The sequence below is a fragment of the Flammeovirga sp. SubArs3 genome, from assembly GCF_947387565.1.
GTDB lineage: Bacteria > Bacteroidota > Bacteroidia > Cytophagales > Flammeovirgaceae > Flammeovirga > Flammeovirga agarivorans.
This window is the reverse complement of the sequence record NZ_CANDOA010000001.1, coordinates 761,924-782,060: the sequence shown is the minus strand read 5'-3', so window position 1 is coordinate 782,060 and position 20,137 is coordinate 761,924. Positions and strand designations below refer to the sequence as shown.

Below are 20,137 nucleotides of genomic sequence, written 5' to 3'. Positions count from 1 at the left end.
TTATGATTGCATTAGAAGAAAAGAAAGAGAAGAAACAAGAAGATCGAAGTACCGATGAGTTTATCAAAGGGCTGTGGAAAGAAAACCCAGTCTTTGTACAAGTTCTTGGTATGTGCCCTGTACTTGCCGTTACCAACACTGCTGGTAATGCATTAGCCATGGGACTCGCCACATCTTTTGTTTTATTGATGTCGAATATCCTTATTTCCTTGTTAAGGAATTTCATCCCGAAGCAAGTAAGAATATCGTCATACATATTAATTATAGCCACTTTTGTTACAGTGATTGATTATGTGATTCAAGCTATTAGTGTAGAGTTACACAAAAGCTTAGGAGCATTTATTTCATTGATCGTGGTCAACTGTTTAATCCTTAGTAGAGCAGAAGCTTTTGCCTCAAAAAATAACCTCAAACATTCTATTTTGGATGCGTTGGGGATGGGAATCGGTTTCACCTTTGCTCTTTTATGTTTAGGAGTAGTAAGAGAAATATTTGGAAGCGGAACCGTTTTCGAATTACAACTCTTACCAGAAAATTTCCAATCTTGGATCATTATGATTTTACCTGCAGGAGGTTTCTTCACCTTAGCATTTTGGTTACTGTTGTTCAATTACCTAAAAGAAAAAAGAAGTAAGTTATGAATACAGCATCATATTGGAACATCTTCATTAATGCATGCCTGATTAACAATTTTGTTTTGGCATATTTCTTAGGTATCTGCCCCTTCTTAGGAGTTTCAGGTAAAGTTTCTACTGCTTCTAAAATGGGAGCTGCAGTAACGTTTGTAATGATTATCAGTTCAATCTGTGCCTTTGGGATCAATAGCCTGTTGAATTGGATGGATGCTCCCTACCTACAATTAATCAGTTACATTGTTGTGATCGCCTCTACCGTTCAATTGGTAGAAATGTTTGTGAAAAAGATGAGTCCCGCATTATTTAATGCTTTGGGTATCTTCCTTCCGCTCATCACAACCAACTGTGCAATTTTAGGACTAGTACTTTTCCAAACGGCAAAAGGATATAACCTATTTGAAGGTTTTGTCTATGCCTTGGGTGCCGGGGCCGGATTCACCATTGCTTTGTTACTCATGGCAGGTTTAAGAGAACAGCTTGAATTTGCTGATACACCAAAAATTGTAAAAGGAACTGCGATTACATTACTAATTGCAGGTATACTCTCCTTATCATTTATGGGATTTTCAGGAATTGGTAGCTGATACTTTGAAAATAAGCATTTAAAATGATGTCACATTTCATCAACATATTATTCGTTATCGCACTGTTTACAGGGTGGATGATCATACAGCACTTGTGGACTTCATTGTTCAAAGAGCATGTAAAAAGTGATGATGCACTGGCTTCCCGTTCAAAATGTGGAGGCTGTAAATGTGGCGTAGTATGTAAAAAAAGAAAACTGAGTAATTAATCGAATACCACTTTATTGATCACTCTATTACCAATAAAAATTATGACACACCTTAAAGAATACCCAACAGAAATCCGCTATAAGGCGGTTGTATTACATTCCGATCACCTTACTCCTTCAGATTCTGAAGAAGTAAGAGAATTGCTGCTTGAGGTTCAAGATCCTGAATTTACATGTGAAGTCAACCAAAGTTTCGGTGTATTGGTTCATGCCAATGGCGACTTTGGGAATAACTACCACCATAGATTATACAGTGTTGCTGATATACCAGAAGTCGTAGAAGGTAAAACACGTATAAAACTATTAGTCAAACGTTGTAAATACGTAGATGATGTAAGTGGTGAGATTTTCAACGGTATCTGTTCTAACTATTTATGCAATAGAGTATCTGGAGATGAAATTACCATCACGGGGCCATTTAATCTAGCCTTCAATGTACCTGAAGACCATGATGCTAACCTCATTCTTATTGGAATGGGAACTGGTATTGCTCCTTTCAGAGCTTTTATCAAACATATTTACAATGAAATTGATGATTGGAAAGGCAAAGTAAGACTCTTCTATGGAGCAAGAAGTGGATTGGATATGCTGTATATGAATCATAAAAATAATGATCTTACGAATTATTATGATGAAGATACTTTTGAGGCACTTCAAGCCGTTAGTCCTCGACCTCGTTGGTCTGACCCTATCAATCTAGATGCGGTCCTTGAAGGAAAATCATATGAATTAAAACAAATGCTCAACCAAAACAACACTCATATTTATGTAGCAGGCTACAAAGATGTGTTGGAAAAACTAGACCAAGCCTTCTCAAACATTCTTGGATCTGAGAAAAGATGGAACAACCGTAAAGCAGAACTAATTGCAGGCGGTAAATGGGCAGAAGTGATTTATTAAATCATAAAGAAGTAGTTGTAGTGATAGTCCTGCAACTACTTCAATAAAAAAAGAGAAAACCATGTCTATAGTTACTGCATTAATAACATTAGGAGGACTCACTTTTCTATTGGCGGTTATGCTAATTATTGCCAATAAGAAATTGTATGTTTTTGAAGATCCCCGAATAGATATTGTCGATGATTTATTGCCAAAAGCAAATTGTGGTGCTTGTGGATTGCCTGGATGCAGAACCTTTGCAGAAGCTGTTGTTAAAGGAGAGGTAGCCCCAGGGAAATGTACAGTCAATTCTGAAGATGGCATACAAGCCATTGCCGAATTTTTGGGCGTTGATTTAGGAAGCATAGATAAACAAGTTGCCAGAATAGCTTGTCAAGGTGGCGCAAACGTCGCCATCAATAGAGTGAACTATTATGGTGAAAAAAGTTGTAGTGCATCCTCCTTAATTTCAGGAGGAGAAAAAGGTTGTAATTGGGGATGTTTAGGTCATGGAGACTGTGTGTCTGCTTGTGATTTTGATGCTATACAATTGAATAAACATCATATTCCGGAAGTTGATACAGATAAATGTACGGCTTGTGGAGATTGTGTAGAAGCTTGCCCTAAAGGATTAATTTCCATGGAACCATTAGATCATAGGCTATGGGTAGCTTGCAAAAACACTCAGAAAGGTGATGAAATACTAGAGGAATGTCAGGTAGGTTGTACGGCTTGTGGAAAATGTGTGATGGATGCTGAAAATGGATTGATCACCATGAACAACAATTTGCCTGAGATCGATTATAATAAAAATCATACTACAAGAAAACCTATACAACGTTGTCCTACGGGTGCGATTGTCTGGCTCGATGATGACCACGGGATCATCAAAGGAAAGGAAAGCAAAAGAATTATTCGTAAAGAAAAAAAGAAAATTGCTTTCTCTTAATACCCTAAAATATGTAAGTGTGTAAGCCTCCGATGTTTTACGTCGGAGGCTTTACTTTTTCTTGTCTTTAATTCCTTAAAATTACCTACAGATTTAATAGTGCATTAACTCCTAATACTACGATAGAAATAATTCCACCTAAGTATAATGTCTCGATAATTGATTTGAAATTTAATGCGACTTTCTCTTTGTTTTCCATATATAGCTGATAAGTTGGTTTTTATAAAGTAGTAACGGACCTAATATAGAACAATTAAGTAATCATATAAGTCAAATATAATGTAAACTTAACACGTTTTACCCTTCTTTTAATAATAAAAACCAATAACGTATACTTTGTTATATTTTTATTAACGTTTAGTGTTAATAATGAATACATTCCATTACTTTTAACACACCTCGTACAGTACCTTATAGTCGAAATAGTGATATTTTTTTAATCAATATGTCAGAAAGAAATCTATTCAGTTTGTTTGTTTTGGCTAACGTTGTATATGTAGGAAATAAAAAGTCCCAATTCGCTATTACGCCAATTGGGACTTTTAGAGATATCAATAATTCAAACTAGTTGTTATCAAATTGATAGGTCGAATAGAAAGGTTCTCCATTACTATCAATTCCTTCTACTTCAACATGGTATCTTGTTGACTTATCATCTGTATAGAATTCAATATTAGCAGTTCCTGTAGAATCAATCGTTACATAAGGCTCCCATAATAGCGTAATTCTATGATCCGGTTTGATGTGTTCCTCTTTCGGTACATCATATTTTGGAGAGTAAAACTCTTTACCAACATAGAAACCAGGGTGCTTGAAAGAGTTAATACCATACACCACATAATTAGGTTGGTCTGAACCATCTCTAGAATATAATGCGATAACACCATTAATCGCATTACTCATATATAAGCTACCTTCTGATGCATCCAATACTTCTATAAAACTTAGTTCAGAGGTTTGCATTGATCTTAAGAAATCAATATCTACTTCAAAACCGTCTAAAATGACTGGTACTGATTCTTCACCTGAGAAAGAAGTAACATTCCCTTCTTCATCCACCGTTACACTACCACCTGTATTGGAACCAAAGCTATTTCTTCTTAATACTTGAGCAGTTTTAGGATCTGTTTGTAAGAAAGACCACACATCCATACCTGCTGCATAGTTTAAAGAATCCATCACTAACCTTGATCTCACCGAACCACTACTATGTAATTTCCCTGCTCGATCGAATTCATCTTCGATTTTCTCATCTACAATTTCTATCTCATCAAGAATAATTGTTTTAGAATCAAAAGCTCTATTAATTTTCTCAATTTCGAGAATTTCCTTTTCGAATGCTGCTAATGAATTGTGTTTTACATCTTCGTTTTCATCCGTGATAATTGGGAAGCCCTTCGGACTATCAATACCATACAGAGAAATATCTACATTTCTATTTTCTGTGGTTTTCTTCTTCTTATTATTGTATTTCTTAGCTTGGAAAACAAATTCCGTGGTGTCGAAAAATACCATACCAGTAAAAGCAAACTTTCCATTTTCGTCTGTAACCACTTCTTCAGCTATAAATTGTTTAGAGCCAATCGCAGCCATAGTAATCTCAGACATTCTTGTTTTGTCTTTGTTCCATAAGCTTGTGGTTTGTCCTAAGATAGACGCACCAAATTCAGGAATAAAAACTGGAGGAATCGTATCGTTTAGATCATCCATCCATACCACTTTTTCATACCCTTGAGTTAACATCAAGTTGTCCAATGCTTCAATTTTAGCTACATCAAAATTGTTGAAGTAGAACATTGGGTCTTCAATATTTCCTTTGATTTCTTTAGAGAAAAGTAGTTCCGAAAGAATAGTATTTTTCTTTCTATCCATATCTACAATATGATCATCAACAATCGACATAGAAGCATCTGCCGCTACCTTATTTCCTTGATCATCTTTTAGTTGAATTGATAGTGCTACCTTTTCTCTTTTTTTATACTTATCCTTATCAGAAGTTAAGGCTACTTTTCCTTCCAAATACCTAAAAGCATTTCTTTCCAATATTGGTTGATGGTCTTTATCCAATAAAGTGAATTTTACTACACCATTATTTAAACCATCTGTTGGAAAGGCGAAACGTAAACTAGGTCTCTCCCCTTTACAATTCCACATATACAATACTTTCCCTCTTTGGGTCGCTAACAAATACATTCCTTCTTTTAGGTGATCGTCGGTAGCAATTACCTGTACCATCCATTTGTTGGCATTACTTGTTGATAACTTCAAAGAGACTCCCTCTGATTCTACTACCGGTAGGTAATATTTTTGAGGATTGATTTTCCCTAAATCTTTGTCTAGCACTGCATAATATTTTTCATTAGGAAATGGAGCAATAAACAAACTACCCATACCTTTTTCATTCCCTTGAATTTTTGTAATTTCTTTATTTTCGGAAGCAAAAACAGTGGCAGAAAACGGTTGTCCCTTACCTGTGCTATTCACTAACTTAAAACCTATTCTTGAAGGTATAGAGGCCAATAAATGACCTGATTCTGCAAAAAATTGAAGATCATATTGTTCTTCAGACATCGCCATTTGATTATTCGATTCATCTACAGCAACATCACTATCCGTAACTTTTCTTCTTTCGTCAGGATTAATTTGGAAGACATTTACTCTTTCTTCAAAAAGGTATTCTTTTCCGAAGTTTCTCATCCAATTGGTATAGGCTCTAATTCTATATTCACCGGCAGCCATTTCAGTACTTAACTTAAAATCACCATGAACATTTTGCCCTTTAGCATAGAGCATTTCTTTTTCAACAATTTCTCCCGTTTCATCTAAAAGCTCAACATAGATCGTTTTACTTACTTGATTGTCCTTTAGAGATTGATAATTTCGGAGATACGCTTTGAACCAAATGGTTTCACCTGCCATATAATATGGCTTATCAGTATGTATGTAGATTGTTTCTTTGGCTTCTCTCTTTTGTTTATTATTGATCTTTTCAATCAATTGTTCTATTGATGAAACCTCCTGAAAGGATGAAAATCCCCAAATCAATGCAGATAGAGTAACAATAGTTACTGCTAATTTTTTCATAATGTTAGTTGTTTACTTTGTTCTATTTGTAGTCACAATCCACAGTCTTCTAGTCTGATCATTTCATTTCTACATGACAAAGGTTACTGTGTTGGATAAGTTTATTTAACTAGAATTCAAATATAATCATTTGTTACTATTTTAATTAGTACAAAATTGATCAATCTTACGACTATATTAAAAAGGGCAGTTTACAATAGTGTAAGCTGCCCTTTTTAAGAGATTTATTTTTTTGAAGGGAGATTCCATGTAAGTTGATGCCATAGGCTCTCAAATGGCCCTTGCTTATGATTTTTCAGCCAATAATGACAGAATAACATCTGAACGGCAAGGAAGCCAAAACCTATCAATAAGCTAAAAGCCACTCCACATGTATCTGCTAAATGGAAACCGTACCCAAAATATAAGATACCGCCAAAAATAGATTGAGTGATATAGTTTGTCAAACTCATTTTTCCATAGGTCTGCAATGGTTTAGACCATTTCACCACTGTTTTATTTTTGTATATAAGCACAATCAGTGAAATCCATATAAAAGTGAAACTCACTTTCCAGTACATATCAAAAGCTACTCCCAATGATCTTTTTATTACTTCACTTACCTCTGACCCTGTAAAATGCTCTTTGATGAAGAATAATGGAATCATTGTAAGCACCGATGCTACCAAAACTTTTTTCCATTGGTTATAGTTTTCCGCTTTAAATGCTCCAACATTACCTAACCAAAAACCTAAAATAAATAGTCCCATAGTTTGTACAGCCCTACCGTTTTCGATTGCCCAGAGTAATGAAAAACCTTGACCTAAAGTTAGGTTAGCATACATTGTATCAAAAAAATTCCCCTCTTTGATCACTGCCATCGCTTCTTTCCAAAGAGGCACAAATAGTTGTTGTGATACCGTATATTCTGGGTTTATAAGACTGTATACATATTGTAGAATATCAAAAGGTTGACTTAAAAAGAAAAGGGCTGCAATCAATAATGCTTTGTTGCTCCATTTCCTCACTACAAATAATATAGGTCCAGTTAATGCATATAACATCAGTACCTCTCCTGGGAAAAATGCGGCATTGAAAAGAGCAAAACCTACTAACAAGAGAAGCCTCCACAGATACCTTGGACCAAAATCTTTCCCCATCTCCTTTTGTTTATTATTCATTAAATAGAAAGTGAAACCAAAAAGGATGGCAAAAATGGAATAAGTCTTTCCTGCGAATAAGAAAAAGACCCAATACAATACCTCTTCATTTAGAGTATTCAACCAAGTTGGGTTTAGTGTCTTATCAGGATAATGATAATAATTAAAATGTTCGATATTATGGATCAACATGATGGCCATTACGGCGTATCCTCTCATAACATCAACTACATCGATACGTTGCTTTTTTTGTGTGATGATGGGCGAGGTTAAAGTAGTGCTCATAAATTTGCTTGTATTAGGTTAGGTCACAAAAGTATTGTTTTTTTGATGATTAAAAGATGATTTATATTGATGTTTCATTCTTTTTATTCTTCATCTGAGTGAAGAACTATTTCATCATTTCAATTTCTGTTGAACAAAGAAAAGAAAATACATAACATTACTCACTTTTGTGATTTATTATAGAGATATCAATTACCCTTTTTAAGTAATTTAAAGTATTCTAACCATAAATTCTTCGAAGTAACTTCGAGCATAATTATTACTTAACTGAAAGGATATGACTCAACAGCAAAAAACAAGAATGATCGGTGCGATGATTATCGCAGACATTAATATTGAAAATCCATCTCATTGGGTAATCATGGATTTAGCTGTAAAAGATTATTCCAATGGTGAAACTGCAGACAGTTCAACATTTATCAGAGACTTTCTGGCACATGTTATTCTCGCCATTTTTCGACTTGAAAATCAACATTTTCTGAAAGATGAAGAAAGAGTAGCATTTGTAAATACGCTAAATGATAACTCCACTACCTTAAAAGAAGTGGGAGCATTGACTGATGCATTACATCATGCTATACATAAAGATTAAAGTAAAAGAGGGTGACTAAAATAATAGCCATCCTCTTGTAATTATCTTTCAAATCGTAATCACCAATTATATAGAGAGAAGTATAAGTTAAAAAAATAGGTCAGAGCATAAGAGTACTCCTATTCTGACAAGTATTAGTTTGGGGCGTAAATATGTAGTGATATATTTATATTCTAATAAACACTTCAATCAAAATACTAATGGCATCGACTTATAACGTTAGAGAAATAAATACAAATGATATACAACATATCATCGACTATTGGTTAAAATCAGACCATAAATACTTACAAAGTTTAGGGGTCGATATCCAGAAACTTCCTTCAGAAGAACAGTTAAAAACCATGCTTTCTAAGCAAATAAGCCTTGAATACAAGGATAAACCTTCTTTTGCAGTAATTTGGGAAATTGACGGAAAGGCTGTCGGGCATTCTAATATTACGGATATCAGCTTTGGGAATATTGCCAATATGCACCTTCACCTTTGGGAGAAAGACGTAAGGCAAAAAGGTGCAGGGACAATTCTTGTCAAGCAGTCGCTCCCTTTCTTTTTTGAGCTTTTTCAATTAAAGTCAATTATCTGTGAGCCCTATGCGGAAAACCCTGCCCCCAATAAAACTTTAGAAAAAGTAGGGTTTAAATTGATAAAAAGATATAGAACAATTCCGGGTTCCTTAAATTTTGAACAAGATGTTAATCAATGGGAGATTAAACCAGCGTTGATATAAATAGAAAAATACAGACTTATACTTTATATCATGTAAAATAGACAAAGTGATGTATTTTAAATAAGTCAACTTCTACCCAATGATGCTATGTCATTACTATATAGAAGTTGACTTATTCTTTACTTCTAATAAACTCGCCGCCCCTTCCACTTCAATTTTACTTTTAGATCACCTCATTTTTATCACATTTGGATAAAAATGAATTATAAGCATCAAAATAGTGCTGACTTTAAACTTAAAAACAATCTACATTTGTTTATATAAATAATCTATTTTCTGCCAGCACTATGAGATCTTCATTAAACATTAATACAATATGTATCAAATACTTGTATCCAATAATTTTAATCTCATTTATTGGAAATAATATTTGCATTGCGAATAACATATCTATCAGCTCAGTATCTATTGGTGAGTTCGACCTGGAAAATGAAGTGGTTGAAGTGAACTTTACAATACAATGGGAAAACTCATGGAATGACCCTTTAGTGCTAAACAATTGGGATGCAGCATGGGTATTTCTTAAGTATGAATATGAAGACAATTGGTATCATGTTCAATTAGATGCTTCACAATTTTCTATTACAGAAACAAGTGGGCTTGGCACAAACCCAACAGTAAAACTTAATGACGATTCTGGAAGTGGTGAAGCTTTAGGTGCGTTTATTTATGGTCGTTCTGAGTTTAGTGGCAATGTTAATTATGATGTCACATTTTACTGGGATTATGCTGCGAATGGTGTAGTGGACGATGCAGAATTAGACGTACAAGTACATGCCATAGAAATGGTTTACGTACCAGAGGGAGCTTATTATCTTGGTTCGGGAGGTACTGAAACTGCACATTTTTACAAATATGGTTCTACTGATCCATTCTGGGTACATCACAAAAACACGACATTAAACATTGAGTCAACTACAGATAGCTTATTTTATGATACTAAAGCTTCTCTGAGTGGACAAGATGGAGATGCAGTAGTGGGCACCCCACAGACGTTAAGTAAGGATTATCCGAAAGGAGTTGCTGCATTTTATTGTATGAAATACGAAGTCACTCAAATTGAGTATGTTGAATTTTTAAATACCTTGACAACTACACAAGCAACCAACCGAATTCAACAATTCTCTCATTATAAACAATCAAGAAATAATATATCTGTTATAGGAACAAATTATACTACTGGAAGTCCACACTTGCCCATGCAAAGACTTCGATGGAGTGATAATGCAGCCTACCTCGATTGGGCGGGATTAAGACCTATGACAGAATTGGAATTTGAAAAGGCATGCAGAGGAACAACTTTATCCCCTACTAAAGCTGCTAATCCTTGGGGAACAAACACAATTAATGATACCCCTTATTATGATGCAGATAATCCCGACGATTCTTATGTACAATCCGAAGGAGAAGATAGTGAAACCATTGATGCCTCAGTGCTTACTTCAAAAGGAAATGTTAATTATGAAAATGTTTCTGATGATGCCTTTGGCCCATTAAGAGTAGGCATTTATGCTACCGCCTCCTCCGATAGAGTGACATCGGGAGCTACTTATTATGGCATTATGAATATGGGAGGAAATATGAGAGAAAGAGTCGTTTCTGCAGGTTCTAGCGATGGACGTTCATTTACAGGTGCACATGGCGACGGTACACTTTCAAGCAATGGTGATGCAAATGTTGCCAATTGGCCAGATAATGATTCGGCCTCTGGTATTGGTTTAAAAGGCACATCGTGGTTTGAAGGAGCAGGTTTAATTAAAATTTCTAATCGACATTCTGCAGCAAAAGCAAGTAATGTAGACTCTAATTTTATCAGTGCTAGGGGTGTCAGAACTGTAGAATAAAAATTGTTGTTTAGTTAATGAAATTGATGATGAAACATATTATTACAATTACTTTTTTTCTTTTCTTTTTTAATACCTCCTATGGTCAGTTTTCTGGAGGTAGTGGAGGAGGTGCAGATATTGGAGGTTTATCTTCTCCAGAAACTTTCGATCTTCCTGTGGAGCTTACTGCTTTTACATTAACTGCTAATGAAAATGGAACTGTCAATTTATCTTGGGAAACTGCTACTGAGATAAACAACAAGCACTTCGAAATAGAAAAATCAAAAGATGCTAAACATTGGCTCGTTATCCATACAGAACAAGGAGCAGGAAATAGTAATGTATCTATCAAATATTCATTTACAGATCAAAATACAATTGTTGGAACTTCTTACTACCGACTGCGACAAGTAGATTTTGATGGTCAATATAGTTATTCTAATGTATTGCTCTATCAAAATGGTGAAAGCTCAACCTCTCCATTATATACCTACCCTAATCCATTTCAAGATCACTTTGTCATTACAGGCGATGAAGTAGAAATAGAAACATTACGATTATTCAATACATCTGGAAAAGAAATAAGTTTTCAGAAAAATGGATCAATTGATAATATAAAGGAAATAGACCTATCAGGACACCCTAAAGGCATTTATTATTATAAGACAAGAAACCTAAGTGGAAGAATAATTAAACGATAGAAGAAAAAATAAAATAAGCTGATAAAAAAACACCTTGCCAATAATATTGACAAGGTGTTTCATGAACTTAACTCTCTCAATTTTTTTCACTTATCTACTAAGCGCATTCATCTAACTTCACTTATATAAACTACCTGAGCTTGATTTTTGTTTCATATTAAACTAATTAAATATCGAACAAATCATAACGCATAGTTTTAATAAAAAGCTCTATTTGACTATTAATCTAAAGAGTTAAAGTAAAAATATCTTGTTGACCACTAAACATTAAAACTTGCTTAGCTTCTTTATTAATAACGAATTTTCTACTTGACAGAATGATAATGCTACAAAAAATAACTCAATCCAACTTCTCAATTTTTGGATATAAGCTGTTTTTGTATCAATTAAACCATCAATTTGAACATTATGGTCAGTCTTAACCAATACATTTCCTTCTATTGAAACAGCCTCATTGGTAGACATTAAATAGCTTATTTCTTCATCCAGCTCAGCAACTCTTTTTTGTAATAGTTTACCTTGATTTAATTTTGCAGCTGGGTATCCAAGAAATGATAGTTTATTTAATATGTCTTTGTCAAATGGTAACTCTATAAAAATCACCTTACCAATTTCAAGCAGTTCTTTGTCAGTGTAATTTTGTAGTAACATGATAGAATTTAAGTTTGTGAAGTAATTAATTTAGCAACAAGCAATATTATTCAAATAGCAAATTTAGACCATATAAGTTCATTTGCAAATCTATTAATTGAATATTTGCTTAATTTTATGTTACAAAAAGTAAGGGAACTGTAATTACAGTATTACATTTTGTGACCACAACTTAATGCCATATTTAATATTAGAAAGAGTGTTCTTTTAAGAACTTCCTTGGAGATAAACCATAATATTTTTTGAAGCTATTTGAAAAGTGTTGAAGGTGTGTAAACCCAAATTTTTCAGCAATCTCGGACGTATTCATGCTACCTTCTAGCAAAATGTCTTTGATTTTATCCATACGTCTAACAGTGAAATAGTTATAAATCGTAAAGCCAAATACCTCATGAAATAGTTGTTGGATTTGGGTTTTATCCAATCCAGTTTCAGCTACAAGCTGACTGACATCTGGTCTTTGTGATAGGTCATCAAGGATTCTTTCTCTAATTTTAAATAAAGCGGCAAGTTGGTTGTTTGTAATTTTTCTTGGGTGATGCCCTACTGTTGTATCTACTCTTTTTAATCCATTCAGGAAAATATAATACAACTCCTGCATTTTTACAGAAAGGACTTTTGTTTGTAGGATATCAGAATAATTCAATATCTCTAGTAACATCAATCTAAAAGCTTTTAGGTCAGTTTGCTCTTCAAAAAAATGGAAAAACTGCTTCTTATTTGTGTAATATTGATTGACCTGCAAGTCATCAATCTCATTCAATGCATCATCAGAAAAGAAAATAGACACGCGCTTTAGCAACTCACCCTTTTTAACGGTCCCATTCACTGCCATATCTTTTGTACAAGTATAAAATCCACTCCATTTTATCTCATGTTGAATATTCCCATCATTACTTTCAATCCATAGATCTGTATTAAAGAATGAAGCAACATATTTAAAGTAGGATGAGGCTGAATAATCAATCTGTAGATTAAGATCTTGCCTTGCTTCTACTCTAAAAAGCATAAAATAATTGGAAGGATGAATCTTGTAAAAATAAACGAATCCTTTACCCATTTCACTATCTACTTTTAATAGATTAGGATGGACAAATTCACCTTGGAAGTAGTTCTGAAGCCATTGCTTATGCTGATTAAAATCGTGAATTATTTCCTTGTGCATGTATTCGAAGCGTTTTTAGTTTGATTGTCAATCAAAAATAACAAAAAGAATTTTTATTTATTAAACCCAAGTATGGAAAAATCACATCAAAAAGTGGTTTTATCATTGTTATCAGCAGAGTTTGATACTAAAAGATTTTCGGCCTCTAACATTTTTGAATTCTGTGAATAATTCCCAACCTTTCAGAAATAATTAAACTATATATATACAGACTTTGTTATTTTTGCGGGTAAATTTTAAACCAAACTCGAAATACGACTTTATTATTTTGATGATCGGTAACCTAGTTTTTCACCTTAAAGCCCAGCTTGAACAGCTGCCCAAATAGGATACCAGTAGAAATAGTAAAGGGAAAGGTCTCGTCGTTTCAATGAAATTTTTAAAGTAAAAAGTGAAAATGCAATTGAAAAGACAATGGGAGGATTATTCTCCACTATTCAGCAAAATTCTTAAACTCGGTTGGCCAGTGATCTTGGCTCAAGTTGGACAAATATCAGTAGGTATTGTCGATAATATGATCATCGGACAACTCGGACGAACACCTTTAGCAGCGGCTTCTTTTACCAATACTATTTTTGGAATTGTTTTACTCTTTGGAATGGGTTTCACCTTTATCCTAACTCCTAAAATTGGAGAAGCATTAGGTTCAAAGGATCTTCTAAGAGCAGTTTCCTCTTTTAAAAATAGTCTGGTCTCCAACCTGATCATTAGTATTTTTCTTGTACTCATCCTTGTAGGGTTATATTTTGGTATGCCACATATGGGGCAACCGGATGGTATTATTGAAAGCAGTCAAGCTTACCTTGTAATCCTTATTATCTCCTTTATTCCATTTATGGTGTTCCTCACTTTCAAACAACTTTTTGAAGGTATGGGTGATACCAAATCAGGTATGTACATTACCTTAATAGGGAATATTGTAAATATTATCGGTGACTTTATTTTTGTTTTTGGGCTATTAGGTATGCCTAAAATGGGGCTTCTTGGGGCAGGTGTTGGTACACTTCTAGCAAGAATTGTGATGGGTATTGCTGCTGTATATGTATTTAAGAGAAGAAAGGCCTATCAACCATTTGTAGAGCTTTATCAAGACGCTGTAATTAAAGCGAAAGAAATAAAGGAGTTTTTCCAAAATGGTATCCCCACAGCCTTTCAACTATTATTGGAAAGTAGCGCATTTTCAATATCAACAATAATGATGGGTTGGATTTCCGAAGTAGGATTAGCTGCTCATCAAGTAGCAATTAGTCTAAGTACTTTAGGGTTTATGGTATACCAAGGAATTGGTGCGGCAACGGGAATTTTAGTCAGCCAATCTTTTGGAGAAAGAGATTTCAAACAGGTAAATAAGATTACCAATGCATCGTTAGTGATTATCATTGCAATGTCTCTAGGAGCCGTAGTTTTCTTTATAACAGGTAGATCTTGGTTGCCAAATTTATTTACTCAAGATCCGGAGATCATTGCCTTTGTTCAAGTGTTCTTAATTTGGCTTGCCTCTTATCAGACCGCAGATGCCATCGAAATTGTATATTCAGGTGCACTCAGAGGTCTTCATGACTTTAAAGTACCTATGTGGTTGATCTTTATCTCATATTTTATTTTAGCAATTCCTTTTTCTTATATGTGTGCATTCCATTGGGGACAAGGTGAAGCAGGTATCTGGATGGGATTCCCATTAGGTCTTAGTATTATTTGTCTTTTCTTTGTCGCAAGATATAAGAATAGATTAAAGACCGTTCAAATAAGACATGTATCGGCTTATTCTAAAGTCGTTGCATAAATAATAACAATATAGCTATAGCTCAATATCCGAAGACAACTCATCGGATATTGAGCTATTTTTTTATATAAAAGCCTATTTAACTACTATTTAACAACAATATTTGATTTTTTATATCTAGCTCCTACAACCTATCTTTCTACCCCTCGTATATTCTAGTTCTACTGCTAAAACGACTGGCAACTGAGAAAAAAGTGTAGTAACTACCTTATTTATTGGATAGTTAAATTATTTTTGCTACTTTGCCTTTTCGCTCACAAATTTTTTGAGCACTAAGCAGTAATTGTTATTTTAAATTAAGCGCAATTGATTTTATCAGCACAATGTGTAGATAAAATATGTATTACACTATCATTAACTCACTAAGAAAAATGAAATCATTAGGAAAAAATGCTGGAAGATTATCTTCTAGAGATCAAAAGAATAGAGACACTAACGAAGTCATAAACAAAATGAACAACTTCTATGTACCGTCAACAACAACAGACAAAGAGTACATTCATTACAAGTATCTATTAGACCAAATAGTACAAAACAAAGGAAATCGTTAGTAAAAAGACAGCCTCACAATTGGGAATTGAGAGGCTTTTTTGTGTCTTATATTTTGCGTGCTTCAACTAAGCACTATTAGATTTTTTGTAAAGTAAGCGGACCAAATCATGGATATTGTAGTCGATATTCTCAATCTTCTTTTTTACCATATCCAGAGAATTTTCTAACTGTTCTTCCCCTACAATACCTAATTTAATCAATTCCATCATACCTAAAGAAGTTGAAACATCTCCTCGAATATTGTGTGACACTAAATGTAAAGCATCATCCAATTTCGATTTGTTCTGTTTCATTTCATTGATATAAGAATACGTTTCAGATTCATCATTGTAGATATTCACAATGATATCTTCCCCCATCTTCTTAATCTTATTCGCTCTATAGATGTATTCCTTATTCAATGGAGTTTGATAAGGAGTAAAAGGTAATACTAATTCTTCCGCACTAAGATATACTTCCTCTAATTGATCGATTAATCCAAAACCGTTCAATTCAGGGAAAATGTCATCTATAAATCTACCTAAATGATTCTGTCCAATATTATCTAAAGTAGCACCTGCGTTATTAATATAAATAATCTTGAATTTCTTAGAAGAAACCCTTTGATAAGCTGCCACTCCTAATGTAAAGTCATCGTAAAATGATAGTAAATCGAGATCCATAATTAAGTTTAAAGTAGTTGTGTAGTCGCTTAAATTTATTAATTGTTCTCCAATCCTCAAAGAATTGTTATAGATTTTGCACAAATAATACTATAAATGTACATAATGTTATGTGTAATGTATTTTTATGTCTTCAACTTAGGATGCATAATGGCAAACCACAACCATGGTACTAGCGAACAAATGATTGCCGCTGGGTAACCAAAAGGCAATTCTGGTGCATGCTTTTGGTGTGCTAGTGTATGATATTTCTTTGATGCTTTATAGTGATGATCTGAATGCCGCGTTAATTCAAATAAGATAATCCTACCAAAAGTATAATTTGCATTCCAAGAATGACAAGGTTGTACTCTCTCATAGTGACCATTATCTAATTGTTTTCTCTCTAATCCGTAATGTTCTATATAATTAATGGTCTCTAACAATAAGATTCCGATAATTCCAGAAATGATTAATAATACGGTGATTTTAAAACCAAATAACATAAACAATACACTTATGTATCCTAACGAAAGTACTAAGTACCAAAGCATATTATTTTTCCATGACAACCAATCACCTTTTAAGATCTTGAATTGAATTTTCCATGAATCAATGTAAGACAGGAAAATACTTTTTAGCCAAAATAAATATAAGTACTCTCCTTTTTGTGCTGTTGCTGGATCTAATGGTGTAGCGACATGATAATGGTGCCCTCTATTATGTTCTATATAGAAATGCATATAGAAAGAGGGTAATAATAATGACTGAGCCATTAATTGTTCTTTCTTATTATTTCTATGTCCTAACTCATGAGCTACATTAATTCCACTAGTCCCTAACACTAAACCCAACCCTAACAACAATCCGATCAACTCTGTTGTCGAATAATTATTATGCATCAATTGGTAACCAGCAAAGAACACCAAGCCATATACCCAAATAACATTGATGTATAGAAACCAGTCATACACTCTTGAATAAGTTTTATTGTTTGGATCAGAAACTTCTGATGAAGTCGGGAGCAGTAGATCCATTAATGGAGTGATGACAAAACTAAATATCACAGTTAGCCAAGATAGCCAACCGCCAAAGAAAAAGCCCATAAAACAAGTGATAGGAATACAATAGGCTGTCGTGTATTTTAGTTCCTTTAATAGAGTAGTAAGCATTGTTAGTGTTGGTATAATTTGGAAGTAGATACCTTCAATCTACATAAATAATTGGTATTTCAAAACAATACGAGGTCAATTCTACTCTATTGTTTTACAACAATTTACAAACTAATTCCACCCTATATTTGTAGTACATATTTTTATAGTACAAAAAATCAGAAGATTTAATTTAACCTTCTGCTTTTAGTATTACAATGCTGTATCGTACACCCAATGTCCATTTTCTTTAATAAAAGTGGACTTTTCATGAATCAGATTGGGTCTCCCTCTTTCTGTAAAGTGAGCTTTAAACTCAACAATACCTTCTATGTCTTCTTCTTTTCCTTTTATGCTCTGAATAACTTCTAGCCCTATCCATTTTACACTTTTCGCCCAACGGATAATATCTCTTCTTTCCGACCTAGTTTGCGGTCTTGTCTTAGAATGATGGCTTAGATTAAGGTACTCTCCATTAGCTAATGTAAATGCAGTATACCTTGAACGCATCAATTGTTCTGCAGTTTTTACATCCATAATATTACCATGGGCAATACCACAACATTCTTTGTATGTTTTTTTACTTCCACAAGGGCATGTTTGATCCGAATTCATATAATTCTTGAATTTTAAAACTTATGTTACCTAAATAGATCTCCTATCTAAGTCATGCTTCTTAAGCGTAACATATAATAAAATACCTAATGTTGAACAAGTAAACATCACAATAAATGGAGGAAATAATGTTCCGTTATTAAAACTACTTGCGATAGCACCAGCCAAAGATCCAATGGCAATACCAACCACTCTCATTTGCGAATTGGCTAAACCTGCTACATTTTTCTGATATTTCTCCAACGCAATAGATGTTGCATTACCAGATAAAAAGCCTAAAGATGACAAGTGTGCCGTTAACAGTGGCAACACAATATACATATTCGGTTCAGCTACAGAAATAGTAGATAATATTATAGCTAATGTACTAATATGAATCCCTAAGCCAATATGCAGTAATTTTCTTGGAGAATAGGTCTTCACAAGTACAGAATTCAATTTATTCATGATGATTAAAGCACCACCGTTTAAACCAAATAACAAAGCAAAATTGGATGCATTTAGTCCGAAGTATTCCTGATATACAAATGGAGCTGTAGTTAAATAAGTATATAATGCTCCAGATGGTACTGCCATAGCAGACATATATGCCAAAGCAGGTTTATTCGAATACACCGTTTTTATTCCCTTAAAGAAGGTCATGTTCGATGCATTTTCTGGTACTCTATTCGTTACTTTTAGTTGAAGAGGAATAAAGACAGCCACCATATAAATGGCAATAAATATAAAGATCGAAGGCCAACCAAACTGTTGCAATAACCCCGCTCCGATTGTTGGAGCGACCAAAGGTGCCCCCATAGCAATCATCATGACCAACGACATGATACTAGCAGCCTCTTTTCCCTGAAATCGATCTCTAACAATAGCCGCAATAGATACACCTACAAACCCTCCACCGATAGCTTGTAAAGCTCTGCCTCCATAAAACATTTCTAAAGACTGTGTAAATACTAAGAATACACTTCCTATTGTAGCGATAATTAAACCGGCAGAAACAATCCATTTCCTACCTAAACGGTCAGAGTAATATCCTCCAAACAATTGGCCAAAACCAAAAAAGAAAAAGAATAAGCTCATACTTAATTCTACCTTTTGGAAAGGCACACCAAAATCTTCGGCAATCTGACCAAGTGCGGGCAAACAGGTATCAATATTAAATGGCCCAATCATAGCCAATGCCCCTAATAGCAAGACGAAAAAGTTACGTTCTTTTTTATTCATTTATTCTACTTAATGTTTCGATGGTTTGTACGAAGGTTGTTTGTTTTTATTCCTAATACAAGTATTTAATGTAAAACCTGTTTAAACAAATGATATCTTTACAAGAATTAATTCGAATAGACAATTTTTGAAACAAAAAAAGACAAGTAGCTTAAAATACTACTTGTCTTTTTTTCAAATTTCTTATGATTAGTGGAGTGGTTGATTGTTTTGAAAAAAACTACCCTCTCGCCTGTTGAAATCTGAGTTCGTTGAGCTCTTGTTTGTGACGTTTAATACGTACTTTGATGTGCTCTGTATCCTTCAGTGAAGATCCATTTGATTGCATTTCGTGGATTCTTCCTTGCATAGTTGCAACTTGCTTTTCTAAGCTTTCGATGGCTGACAAAATAGTGTTTTCCATTTTCAATTTATAAGAGGTGATGGCCTTTATTTTGATACCCTTAAATACGGTAAAATGAAGTACAAAAACATGTTAATTAAGGTTTGTTTAGACATTTTATAAAAGCTTAATCTAGAGGTAAAATGGTGTTGATTTTACGCGAATTAATTCATTAAAAAACATTGATTATCATCACCTTTTTGTCAGTTTTAAGTCACCACCCACTAACACGAATTCAACATAATTTAACCTAAAATTGACATGTGACCTTTTTCTGTGATATCCTCATCACAATACAGTAGCTTATATCGTACTATTACGATTAAGTAAACAATTACATCTATATTTAATGAACTATCAGATCA

At 33.9% G+C, this 20,137-nt stretch carries 19 protein-coding genes; 10 read left to right on the top strand and 9 right to left on the bottom strand.

Going from position 1 to position 20,137, the window contains the following annotated elements:
• The first annotated feature begins 2 nt into the window (after nt 1-2).
• The 4 genes from QL232_RS02975 to QL232_RS02960 all read left to right on the top strand — a co-directional run bounded on the left by QL232_RS02975 (nt 3) and on the right by QL232_RS02960 (nt 3,256).
• Complete coding sequence (locus QL232_RS02975; protein WP_281613012.1) at nt 3-641, top strand: electron transport complex subunit E; 639 nt, start codon at nt 3-5, stop codon at nt 639-641.
• The gene (locus QL232_RS02970) at nt 638-1,219 is read left to right on the top strand and encodes an RnfABCDGE type electron transport complex subunit A (RefSeq protein WP_168882494.1); all 582 of its coding nucleotides are present in this window, start codon (nt 638-640) and stop codon (nt 1,217-1,219) included. Before QL232_RS02975 ends, QL232_RS02970 begins: the two co-directional genes overlap by 4 nt.
• A 251-nt stretch (nt 1,220-1,470) precedes the next feature.
• Entirely contained in the window at nt 1,471-2,328 is an 858-nt protein-coding gene (locus QL232_RS02965) for a ferredoxin-NADP reductase (protein ID WP_281613011.1), read from the top strand.
• 61 nt (nt 2,329-2,389) lie between these two features.
• Entirely contained in the window at nt 2,390-3,256 is an 867-nt protein-coding gene (locus QL232_RS02960; protein WP_281613010.1) for an RnfABCDGE type electron transport complex subunit B, read from the top strand.
• 564 nt (nt 3,257-3,820) lie between these two features.
• Here QL232_RS02960 and QL232_RS02955 read toward each other — a convergent pair.
• Together QL232_RS02955 and QL232_RS02950 are read right to left on the bottom strand one after the other, a co-directional pair.
• A complete protein-coding gene (locus tag QL232_RS02955) occupies nt 3,821-6,340 on the bottom strand; it encodes an MG2 domain-containing protein (RefSeq protein ID WP_281613009.1) in 2,520 nt (839 codons plus the stop codon).
• Between the two features lie 224 nt (nt 6,341-6,564).
• Nucleotides 6,565-7,764, bottom strand: coding sequence for a DUF418 domain-containing protein (locus QL232_RS02950; RefSeq protein WP_281613008.1), 1,200 nt, complete (start codon nt 7,762-7,764; stop codon nt 6,565-6,567).
• 277 nt (nt 7,765-8,041) lie between these two features.
• Between QL232_RS02950 and QL232_RS02945 the strand changes: the two genes are divergently transcribed.
• The 4 genes from QL232_RS02945 to QL232_RS02930 all read left to right on the top strand — a co-directional run bounded on the left by QL232_RS02945 (nt 8,042) and on the right by QL232_RS02930 (nt 11,611).
• Complete coding sequence (locus tag QL232_RS02945) at nt 8,042-8,356, top strand: hypothetical protein (RefSeq protein WP_168882488.1); 315 nt, start codon at nt 8,042-8,044, stop codon at nt 8,354-8,356.
• Nucleotides 8,357-8,556: 200 nt separating this feature from the next.
• Nucleotides 8,557-9,084, top strand: coding sequence for a GNAT family protein (locus tag QL232_RS02940; RefSeq protein ID WP_281613007.1), 528 nt, complete (start codon nt 8,557-8,559; stop codon nt 9,082-9,084).
• 287 nt (nt 9,085-9,371) lie between these two features.
• On the top strand, nt 9,372-10,928 hold the full coding sequence (locus QL232_RS02935; RefSeq protein WP_281613006.1) for an SUMF1/EgtB/PvdO family nonheme iron enzyme: 1,557 nt from the start codon (nt 9,372-9,374) through the stop codon (nt 10,926-10,928).
• A gap of 29 nt (nt 10,929-10,957) precedes the next feature.
• Nucleotides 10,958-11,611: a T9SS type A sorting domain-containing protein gene (locus QL232_RS02930; RefSeq protein ID WP_281613005.1), complete on the top strand. Its 654-nt coding sequence runs from the start codon at nt 10,958-10,960 to the stop codon at nt 11,609-11,611.
• A 267-nt stretch (nt 11,612-11,878) separates the two neighbouring features.
• Here the strand turns inward: QL232_RS02930 and QL232_RS02925 are convergent, their stop codons facing one another.
• Both QL232_RS02925 and QL232_RS02920 read right to left on the bottom strand, forming a co-directional pair.
• Nucleotides 11,879-12,262 carry a hypothetical protein gene (locus QL232_RS02925; protein WP_281613004.1) on the bottom strand — a complete coding sequence of 128 codons (384 nt, stop codon included), beginning with the start codon at nt 12,260-12,262 and terminating at the stop codon, nt 11,879-11,881.
• A gap of 190 nt (nt 12,263-12,452) precedes the next feature.
• Nucleotides 12,453-13,427 (bottom strand): AraC family transcriptional regulator, encoded by a 975-nt coding sequence (locus QL232_RS02920; protein ID WP_281613003.1) that lies wholly within the window; start codon nt 13,425-13,427, stop codon nt 12,453-12,455.
• Between the two features lie 397 nt (nt 13,428-13,824).
• Between QL232_RS02920 and QL232_RS02915 the strand changes: the two genes are divergently transcribed.
• Both QL232_RS02915 and QL232_RS02910 read left to right on the top strand, forming a co-directional pair.
• The gene (locus QL232_RS02915) at nt 13,825-15,210 is read left to right on the top strand and encodes an MATE family efflux transporter (RefSeq protein ID WP_281613002.1); all 1,386 of its coding nucleotides are present in this window, start codon (nt 13,825-13,827) and stop codon (nt 15,208-15,210) included.
• A 371-nt stretch (nt 15,211-15,581) separates the two neighbouring features.
• A complete protein-coding gene (locus QL232_RS02910; RefSeq protein WP_168882481.1) occupies nt 15,582-15,761 on the top strand; it encodes a hypothetical protein in 180 nt (59 codons plus the stop codon).
• A gap of 66 nt (nt 15,762-15,827) precedes the next feature.
• On the opposite strand, the gene QL232_RS02905 is transcribed toward QL232_RS02910, so the two are convergent.
• From QL232_RS02905 to QL232_RS02885, 5 genes are all read right to left on the bottom strand, one after another.
• Nucleotides 15,828-16,424: a hypothetical protein gene (locus tag QL232_RS02905; protein ID WP_281613001.1), complete on the bottom strand. Its 597-nt coding sequence runs from the start codon at nt 16,422-16,424 to the stop codon at nt 15,828-15,830.
• A gap of 125 nt (nt 16,425-16,549) precedes the next feature.
• Nucleotides 16,550-17,575, bottom strand: a complete 1,026-nt coding sequence (locus QL232_RS02900; RefSeq protein ID WP_281613000.1) for an alkane 1-monooxygenase — start codon at nt 17,573-17,575, stop codon at nt 16,550-16,552.
• 192 nt (nt 17,576-17,767) lie between these two features.
• Complete coding sequence (locus QL232_RS02895; protein ID WP_281612999.1) at nt 17,768-18,169, bottom strand: YchJ family metal-binding protein; 402 nt, start codon at nt 18,167-18,169, stop codon at nt 17,768-17,770.
• Nucleotides 18,170-18,199: 30 nt separating this feature from the next.
• A complete protein-coding gene (locus QL232_RS02890) occupies nt 18,200-19,390 on the bottom strand; it encodes a multidrug effflux MFS transporter (protein ID WP_168882477.1) in 1,191 nt (396 codons plus the stop codon).
• 220 nt (nt 19,391-19,610) lie between these two features.
• On the bottom strand, nt 19,611-19,793 hold the full coding sequence (locus QL232_RS02885; RefSeq protein WP_168882476.1) for a hypothetical protein: 183 nt from the start codon (nt 19,791-19,793) through the stop codon (nt 19,611-19,613).
• Between the last annotated feature and the right edge of the window lie 344 nt (nt 19,794-20,137).